The sequence below is a fragment of the Streptomyces sp. NPDC029014 genome (assembly GCF_055564695.1).
The window spans coordinates 284922-293398 of record NZ_JBVHVT010000001.1; the positions used below are offsets into that span (position 1 = coordinate 284922).

The 8477-nt window shown below is 74.2% G+C and carries 7 protein-coding genes; 5 read left to right on the forward strand and 2 right to left on the reverse strand.

Going from position 1 to position 8477, the window contains the following annotated elements; all coding sequences use genetic code 11:
- Positions 1-31: 31 nt before the first annotated feature.
- Positions 32-1393 carry a serine/threonine-protein kinase gene (locus ACZ4VL_RS01495; RefSeq protein ID WP_468194191.1) on the forward strand — a complete coding sequence of 454 codons (1362 nt, stop codon included), beginning with the start codon at positions 32-34 and terminating at the stop codon, positions 1391-1393.
- A gap of 184 nt (positions 1394-1577) precedes the next feature.
- On the opposite strand, the gene ACZ4VL_RS01500 is transcribed toward ACZ4VL_RS01495, so the two are convergent.
- The gene (locus tag ACZ4VL_RS01500; RefSeq protein WP_468194194.1) at positions 1578-2150 is read right to left on the reverse strand and encodes a TetR family transcriptional regulator; all 573 of its coding nucleotides are present in this window, start codon (positions 2148-2150) and stop codon (positions 1578-1580) included.
- 105 nt (positions 2151-2255) lie between these two features.
- Between ACZ4VL_RS01500 and ACZ4VL_RS01505 the strand changes: the two genes are divergently transcribed.
- The gene (locus ACZ4VL_RS01505) at positions 2256-3242 is read left to right on the forward strand and encodes an aldo/keto reductase (protein ID WP_468194197.1); all 987 of its coding nucleotides are present in this window, start codon (positions 2256-2258) and stop codon (positions 3240-3242) included.
- A 78-nt stretch (positions 3243-3320) separates the two neighbouring features.
- On the opposite strand, the gene ACZ4VL_RS01510 is transcribed toward ACZ4VL_RS01505, so the two are convergent.
- Entirely contained in the window at positions 3321-3920 is a 600-nt protein-coding gene (locus ACZ4VL_RS01510; RefSeq protein WP_468194200.1) for an SgcJ/EcaC family oxidoreductase, read from the reverse strand.
- Positions 3921-4032: 112 nt separating this feature from the next.
- On the opposite strand from ACZ4VL_RS01510, the gene ACZ4VL_RS01515 reads away from it, so the two are divergent.
- The 3 genes from ACZ4VL_RS01515 (at position 4033) to fusA (ending at position 8347) form a co-directional block, all read left to right on the forward strand.
- Positions 4033-4509, forward strand: a complete 477-nt coding sequence (locus ACZ4VL_RS01515) for a MarR family winged helix-turn-helix transcriptional regulator (RefSeq protein WP_468194202.1) — start codon at positions 4033-4035, stop codon at positions 4507-4509.
- A gap of 93 nt (positions 4510-4602) precedes the next feature.
- A complete protein-coding gene (locus tag ACZ4VL_RS01520) occupies positions 4603-5637 on the forward strand; it encodes a TauD/TfdA dioxygenase family protein (RefSeq protein WP_468194205.1) in 1035 nt (344 codons plus the stop codon).
- Between the two features lie 604 nt (positions 5638-6241).
- Positions 6242-8347, forward strand: a complete 2106-nt coding sequence (fusA, locus tag ACZ4VL_RS01525) for an elongation factor G (protein ID WP_468194208.1) — start codon at positions 6242-6244, stop codon at positions 8345-8347.
- Positions 8348-8477 lie beyond the last annotated feature (130 nt).

The window sequence follows — 8477 nt, forward strand, 5'->3', positions numbered from 1 at the left end:
GCGGAGATCATCCGGTCGTTAGGGTGGGCGGGTGGCAGAGGCGAACGGGGCATTGATAGGCGGCCGGTACCAACTCCTCGACCTCATCGGCCAGGGCGGCATGGGCCGGGTCTGGCGGGGGCGGGACGAGACGCTCGGACGGGAGGTCGCGGTCAAGCAGGTCCTCCTGCCGCAGGGCATCGGCGACGAGCAACGGGCGGTGCTGCTGCGGCGCGTGATGCGCGAGGCGCGGGCCGCCGCGCGACTCAACCACCCGGGGATCATCACCGTCCACGACGTGGTCGAGCACGAAGGCGCGCCCGCCATCGTCATGGAGTACGTGACCGGAACCTCCCTCGCCGCCGCGGTGGCGGGGGAGGGCGGGCTGCCGGTGCGCCGCGTCGCGGAGATCGGCGCCCTGATGCTGAGGGCCCTCGTGCGGGCGCACGCCTCGGGCACCATCCACCGCGATCTCAAGCCCGACAACGTCCTGTTGTCGGACGACCGGGTCGTGATCACCGACTTCGGCATCGCCCACGTCTCCGACGCCACCATGACGCTCACCCACACCGGCACCGTCATCGGGACGCCCGCCTACATGGCCCCCGAGCAGCTCGAGGGCGAGCCCCCGACGCCCGCCACGGACCTGTGGTCCCTGGGCGCGACGCTGTACAGCGCGGTGGAGGGCCGGCCGCCGTTCTCCGCCGAGACCTTCTCCGCGCTGTGCGTCGCGATCGTCATGCAGGACCCGCCCGTACCGGAGCGGGCGGGCGTGCTGGCGCCCGTCCTGGCGGGCCTGCTGACGAAGGATCCGGCCCGCCGGAGCACGGCGGAGGAGGCCCTGGCCGCGCTGGAGGCGGTGGCCCGCGGTGAGGGGTCGGCGGCGGTGCGACCCGCGCCGACCACGAGGGAAGACGCGCCGCCGGCCCGGGGCGGCGGCGCAACCGGAAGCCGGGAGGGCCTCCCCGGCGCGGGGGTGGAGTCCCCCGCGCCGGCGGCCGCCGCGACGGCCACCGGTCCCCGGCCGAGCCCGGCCTGGCCCCGACTCCTGCGCGGCGGCGCCTGCTTCGCCGCCGTCTGGGTGAACTCGTACCTGTGGTACGCCGCCCTCGGCTGGCACGCCCGCTGGGCGGTGGGCCCCATGCTCACCACGGCGTTGGTGCTGGCCGCCGTGAACGGGGGCCTGGAGCCCCGGCGGCGGCCGCTCGTGGCGTGGCTGGTGTTCGCCGGGGCCAACCTCGCCGTGTCCTTCGTCGCGGCGACCGCCATCTGGCCCGCCCTGCACTGGGGCTGGGCCCCCGTACTCCTGAACGCCCTCCTCGTGGCCACCGCCTCCTGGTCCCTGTGGCGCCGGTTCCCGGCCGCCTCCCGCGGCCCCCACCACCCGCCGACCCCGGCCCCGACCCGAGGCTAGTGCTGGGGCCGCAGAGGTTCGCCGGCTCGCGGCGTCCGGTGCGGTGCATCGCAAGGCGGAGGCCGCGGCTCGTACCGCACGTTCGTGTGCGGTCCGACAACGCGGCGAGGTGCCGTGCCCGGGGGCACCTCCCAGTGGTAGCTGCGGGAGCGCCGCGAGGCGGTGAACCTCTCGGGCCACAGCCCTAGGGGGCAAGGGGCCTCTGGGTGGGGGGCTGGGGCTTCGCGGCGGTCAGGCGGGACACGGCGTCGACCACCGCCGCGCGGTGGCCCGGGCCCGTCGGTGCGGCGGCGGTGGTGTACCAGGCCTGGGCCAGGGCCAGGACCAGGGTGAGGACGTCGGCCGGGTCGTGGGACGGGTCGACGTGGCCCCCCTGCTGCGCCGCGGCGAGGGCGGCGTGCTTGCGGGCGTACGCCTCGGTCTCCAGAGGGGTGGCCTCGGGTCGCTCCAGCCGCTTCCACATCACCAGCCGCATCAGCCGCGGGTCCGCGGTGAGGTGGTCGAAGATGGCGCCGGCGTAGCCGGGCAGGTTCTCGGCGTCGAAGGGGACGGACTCGGCGCCCTGCTCCAGGGCCTGCTGGAGGACCTGGTCGAACAGCTGCTCCTTGTTCCCGTAGTAGACGTAGATCATCCGCTTGTTCGCGCCGGCCGTGTCGGCGATCCGGTCCACCCGGGCCCCGGCGATACCGTACTCGGCGAACTCGTCGAAGGCCGCCGCGAGGATACGGGCCTTCGTTGCGCTGGAATCACGTGCCATACGGCCCAGGCTAGCAAGTAACTATCTAGTTATTGACAAGCGGGGGCGGGTTCGTGCACGGTGTAGATAACCGGTTAGTTACTTGAGCGAGAGCGGAGAGACAGCATGGAAACGCGTGCACTCGGTACCCAGGGCCTGCAGGTCGGCGCCGAAGGCCTCGGCTGCATGGGCATGAGCGCCTTCTACGGGGCCACCGACGAGCCCGAATCGTTGGCCACCATCCACCGCGCCCTGGAGCTCGGGGTCACCCTGCTCGACACCGCAGAGGGCTACGGCCCCTTCCGCAACGAGCAGCTGATCGCCAAGGCCCTGTCGGACCGCCCCCGCGACCAGGTCGTCATCGCGACGAAGACCGGCCTCGAGTTCGACGACGACGGCAACCGCTTCGGCCACAACGGCAGCCGCGAGTACATCCACCGCGCCGCCGACCGCTCGCTGCGCCACCTCGGCACGGACCACATCGACCTGTACTACCTGCACCGCGTCGACCCGAACGTGCCGATCGAGGAGAGCGTCGGCGCGATGGCCGAGCTCGTCACCGCCGGCAAGGTCCGCTACCTCGGCGTCAGCGAGGCCTCGGCGGCCACGATCCGGCGCGCCCACGCCGTCCACCCGCTCAGCGCCGTCCAGACCGAGTACTCCCTCTTCGAGCGCGGCCTGGAGACCAACGGGGTGCGGGACGTCCTCGACGAGCTGGGCATCGGCCTGGTCGCCTACTCCCCGCTGGGCCGCGGCTTCCTCTCGGGCGCGATCAAGAGCCCGGACGACTTCGCGGAGGACGACTTCCGCCGGACCGACCCGCGCTTCCAGGGCGACAACTTCGCCCGCAACCTCGACGTCGTCGAAGCCGTGCGCCGCCTGGCCGACGCCAAGTCCGTCACCCCCTCCCAGCTGGCCCTGGCCTGGGTGCTGCGCCAGGGCGCGGTGCCCATCCCCGGCACGAAGCGGCGGCGCTACCTGGAGGAGAACATCGCCGCCACCGACATCGTGATCACGGACGAGGACATCGCCGCGATCGAGGCCGTGGCCCCCCGCGGTGTCGCCTCCGGCGACCGCTACGCACCGGAGTTCATGCGGACCATCGACGTCTGACCCCGACCCTGACTCCTCCCGGAGGGGCCGCGCGGCCCCTCCGGCGTCCGGGCCGGGGCGCCTCGCCGGACGCCGCGATCACCTCTCCGCCTTCGGGGCCGTGGCCGGGGAGTAGAGGAAGGAGAAGCGCTCCATCACGTTCTGCCGCCGGGTGTTGTGGAATGCCGCGATCCGCCAGACCCCGTCGGAGTCGCGGACCAGCGTGTACGTCTGCACCTTGGACAGTTCGTCGAGGGCCGGCCTGCTGCCGCTGTAGTCGTCCCCGCGGCCGGTCAGGACGACGACGTCCTTGGTGAGGAAGCGCATGTCGAGGTAGCTCGCCGCGAGCTCGGTGCCCTTGGTGAAGTCCCGGAACAGGGCGCGGTGGCCCTCGGTGATGTCGGCACGGCCCTCGTAGTGGCTGCCGACGTACGTCGTGTAGGTGGCGTCCTCGGTGAACAGGCGGCCGTAGGCGTCCGCGTCGCCGCGGCCCCAGGCGTCGGTGAGGGCGTCGAGCGTGGCGCACACGGCCTCGCCGTCCGCGCGGTCGGCCCCGGTCGGGACGACGTCGGAGCAGTGGGGCGCGCCCGTGCGGTGGACGGCGGAGGTGGCGTCGAGCCAGAAGTACCCGGCGGAGGCTCCGACGGCGGCGACGGCGGCGGTGACGAGGGCGACGCGGCGAACGGTCCTGCGGTCCATGGTGGTGCCTCCCCGTGCGGTGGTTGACTAGACTGGTGCAGCAACTGCACACGCTCAGTATCTGCATGCATGCAGATAAATGGCAAGGGGATCACGGGGAATGGGAGAAGCGATGCCGGAACAGGGCGATGACCGCAGGGCGGTCTTCCGGGACTACGTCGACGCCGTGGGGCTGCACGGCATGGCAGGAGCGGATGCGGCCGGCCTGCAGGCCTCCGAGTGGTACGCACTCAGCAGGATCACCCTCGCCGGCGGGCTGACCTCGGGAGAACTCGCCGCCGGGACCGGACTGACCACGGGCGCCACCACACGGCTGATCGACCGCCTCGAACGCGCCGGCTACGTACGGCGGACCGCGGATCCGGCCGATCGCCGCAAGGTGGTCGTCGAGGCCGTACCGGACGCCCTGGCCGGCGTCGAGGCGGCCGTGGGGCCCGCGCGGCGGCGGATCGGCGAGGTGCTCGCCGGCTACACGCCCGAGCAGCAGGAACTGCTCTTCGACTACTTCCGGCGGGCGGCGCCGGCGTTCCGCGCGGCGACGGAGGAGATCCGGACGGCCACGCACGAACGGAAGTCCCGGAAGGGCTGAGCCCCGCGGCGCCGAGGCGCTCTGTCGGGGCGGCCCGCCGGCGGCCATGCTGGACCGGTGGACGAAGGCGGGGGAGTCGCGGAGGGAGCACGCATGGGCAGCCTCGGGAGCACCAACCCCCGGACCGGCGCCGGCGCCGGCGCCGGCGACGGGGCCGGCGATGGGGGGCACATCCGTCCCGGAAGCACGGTGGAGGTGCACCCCCTCGCCGGACACACCGGAGCCGAGATCACCGGCGTCGACCTGGCGGAGCCGCTGGACGACACGACCGTGGCGGAGGTCCGGGCGGCCCTGCTGCGCTGGAAGGTGGTCTTCTTCCGCGGCCGGCACCTCGACCACCGGGCCCACGTGGACCTGGCCCGCCGGTTCGGCACCCCGGTGGTGCCCGGCAGGCGCGGCAGCGCCTCACCGCCCGGGTTCCCGGAGATCGAGACCACCGCCGACCGGCTGGAACTCGGCGGGCGGTACGGCATGGACCGCGCCGAATGGCTGGACCGGCGGCGCCACACGCTGCTGCGCGGCTGGCACTGCGACCACGGCGCCCGGATCGACCCGCCCGCCGCGACCATCCTGCGCGCCGAGGCCGTGCCCCCGTACGGCGGCGACACCACCTGGTCCAACCTGGCCGCCGCGTACGCGGGACTGTCCGCACCGCTGCGGCAGTTCCTCGACGGGCTCCGCGCCGAGCACCGGCTCGGGGTCGGCTACCGGATGCGGACCGGCGAGGACGCCTACGTACGCCACCTGATGGAACACCAGGTCGCCTCCCACCACCCCCTGGTGCGGGTCCACCCGGAGTCGCGCGAGCGGCTGCTGTACGTCAACGGCTACTACGTGGAGCACATCCTCGGCCTGTCCCGGGCCGAGAGCGCGCCCCTGCTGGAAATGCTCCTGGAGCAGGCCGTCCGGCCCGAGTACACGGTCCGGTTCCGGTGGGAACCGGGTGACGTGGCCTTCTGGGACAACCGGGCCACCATCCACCTGGCCCCCGGCGACACCGCGCACCCGGACCAGCCGCGGATCATGCACCGGGTGATGCTGGCGGGCGAGATCCCGGTCGGCGTGGACGGCAGGCCGTCGGAAGCGGTGGCGGGAGAGGGGCCCGGCCACTGGTGGCCACGTTCGTGACCGCCGTCCGTGACCGCCGTTCGTGACCGCCGTTCGTGTTCGGTCGCGCATAAATGCCGTGCCCCGGACCCGCATCGTTCCCTACACTCGCAACGCGCGCCACCGCCGCGACCCGGCGAACCGCCGGACGGGCGGCAACGCAGCGCGCATGCCGTCGAGTTGGAGAAGGGGAACAGGTCATGTGCCGTCAGCGCACCGTCGCCGCCTTCGTTCCCCGTTCCCGGTACGACGTGATCCCGGTGTCCCGGGCCGTGCGGTGCCCGCTGCGCGGCCGGCACCGCACCGTCTGACCGTGACGCACGCACGGATCCGCCGGGTCGACTGAACCGATCCGGCGGACTCCGCCGTGCTCCGCCCGCTTCCCGCTCCGCCACGCCCCGCCCCGCCGCTTTCCGAGCCGTACGCCCCTGTCGCCACCGCATCTCGCGGTGGCGTGCACGGCCGCGCCCGGAGGTGAGACGAACCAGGGCGAACCGGGACGATCCAAGAAGCGCCGAGAAGCGCCGAGAAGCACGGGGAAGTTCCGAGAAGTTCCGAGACGAGTGCGTCCGGCAATCGCGCAGCCCGTTCACCACCCCGCTCCACCACCCGAAAGGCCAGGGCCATGCGCGCCAGCCGACACTCCCTCACCACCGTCCGCAACCTCGGCATCCTCGCCCACGTCGACGCCGGCAAGACCACCGTGACCGAGCGCATCCTGTTCGCCGCCGGCGCCGTCCACAAGCGCGGCGAGGTCCACGACGGCACCACCGTCACCGACTCCGACGCCCAGGAGCGGGACCGCGGCATCACCATCTTCGCCGCGGCCGTCAACTGCGCCTGGGACGGCCACCGGATCAACCTGATCGACACCCCCGGCCACGTGGACTTCGCCGACGAGGTCGAGCGGTCCCTGCGCGTCCTGGACGGCGCGGTCGCCGTGTTCGACGCCGTCGCCGGCGTCGAACCGCAGAGCGAGTCGGTGTGGCGGCAGGCGGACCGGTACGGCGTCCCGCGGATCGCGTTCGTCAACAAGCTGGACCGGGCGGGCGCCGACCTCGACACGGCCGTCGCCTCGTTGCGCGACCGGCTCGGGGCCGTACCGCTCGTCGCCCAGCTGCCGATCGGCCGCGAGGACGGCTTCACCGGCCTCGTCGACCTGGTCCACATGCGGGCCCTGACCTGGCCCGCGGGCTGCGACACGTACGAGACCGCGGACGTCCGCGACGCGGACGCGGTGGGCGACGTCGACCTGCGCGCGGAAGCGGAACGGCGGCGCCGCCTGCTGGAGGAGACGACCGCCGAACTGCACCCCGCCGCCCTGGAGGAGTTCTGCACCACCGGTGCGCTGTCCGACGAGACCCTCGCGCTCGCGCTGCGCGAGATCACCCTCGACGGTTCCGGCACGGTCGTGCTGTGCGGCTCCGCCTACCGCAACCGGGGCGTGGAGCCGCTCCTCGACGCCGTCGTCGCCTACCTCCCCTCGCCCGCCGACCTGCCCCCCGTACGGGGCCTCGGGCCGGACGGCGGCGAGCAGGAGCGGCGGCCCGACCCCGCCGGACCGGTCGCCGCGCTCGCCTTCAAGGTGGCGGTGACCGCGACCGGCCGCCTCACCTACCTGCGCGTCTACTCCGGCACCCTGAGGAAGGGGGACACCGTGCTCGACACCGGCACCGGCCGGACCGAACGCGTCGCCCGCATCCTGCGGGTGCAGGCCGACCGGCACTCCGAGCTGGACGAGGCCCTGGCCGGCGACATCGTCGCCGCGGTGGGCCTGAAGACGGCCCGCGCCGGCACCACGCTGTGCACCCCGCAGGCACCGCTGCTGCTGGAACCGCCGACGGTCGCGGACCCGGTGGTGTCGGTCGCGGTCGAGGCGCGCCGCAGCACCGACACCGGACGGCTGGCGACCGCGCTGGCCCGGCTGGTCGAGGAGGACCCCTCGCTGGTGGTGCGCAGCGACCCCGAGACCGGACAGACCGTGCTGTCGGGCATGGGCGAACTCCACCTGGAGGTCGCGGTGGAGAAGATCCGCCGCGACCACGGGCTGGAGCTCGCCGTGGGCCGGCCGCAGGTGTCGTACCGGGAGACGGTCGTGCGCGGGGTGTCCGGCCTGGTCCACCGGCACGTCAAACAGGACGGCGGGGCCGGCCAGTTCGCCCACGTCGTCATCGACGTCGAGCCGCTGGACGGGGCGGAGACGGCCGAGCTGCAGGAGACGGCCTTCGCGTTCGCGTCGGCCGTCGTGGGCGGGCGCGTCCCGCAGGAGTTCGTACGTGCCGTGGAGGCGGGCTGCCGGGACGCCCTCGCCGACGGGCCGCTCGGCGGCCATCCGGTGACCGGACTGCGCGTCACGCTCACCGACGGGGCGACCCACTCCAAGGACTCCTCGGAGCTGGCGTTCCGCACGGCGGGCAGGGCCGCGCTGCGGGCCGCCCTCCGGGCGAGCGCCATGGCCCTGCTGGAGCCGGTCGCGGAGGTCGTGGTCACCGTCCCCGACGACGCGGTCGGCGCCGTGCTCGGAGACCTCGCCGCCCGCCGCGGCCGGGTGACCGGCTCGGCCGGCCGGTCCGGCACGACTGCGGTCACGGCCGTGGTGCCGCTGGCCGAGCTGTTCGGGTACGCGTCACGCCTCCGCGGCCGCACCCAGGGCCGCGGCACCTTCACGACCCGCCCGGCGGGCCTGTCCCCCGTCCCGGACTCGGTGGCGGGGACGGTCCTGACCCGGTGACGCGGTGGCCCGGACCCGATGACCGGTGACCCGGTCGCGGGGGGGGGGGGGGGGGGGGGGGGGGGGGGGGGGGGGGGGGGGGGGGGGGGGGGGGGGGGGGGGGGGGGGGGGGGGGGGGGGGGGGGGGGGG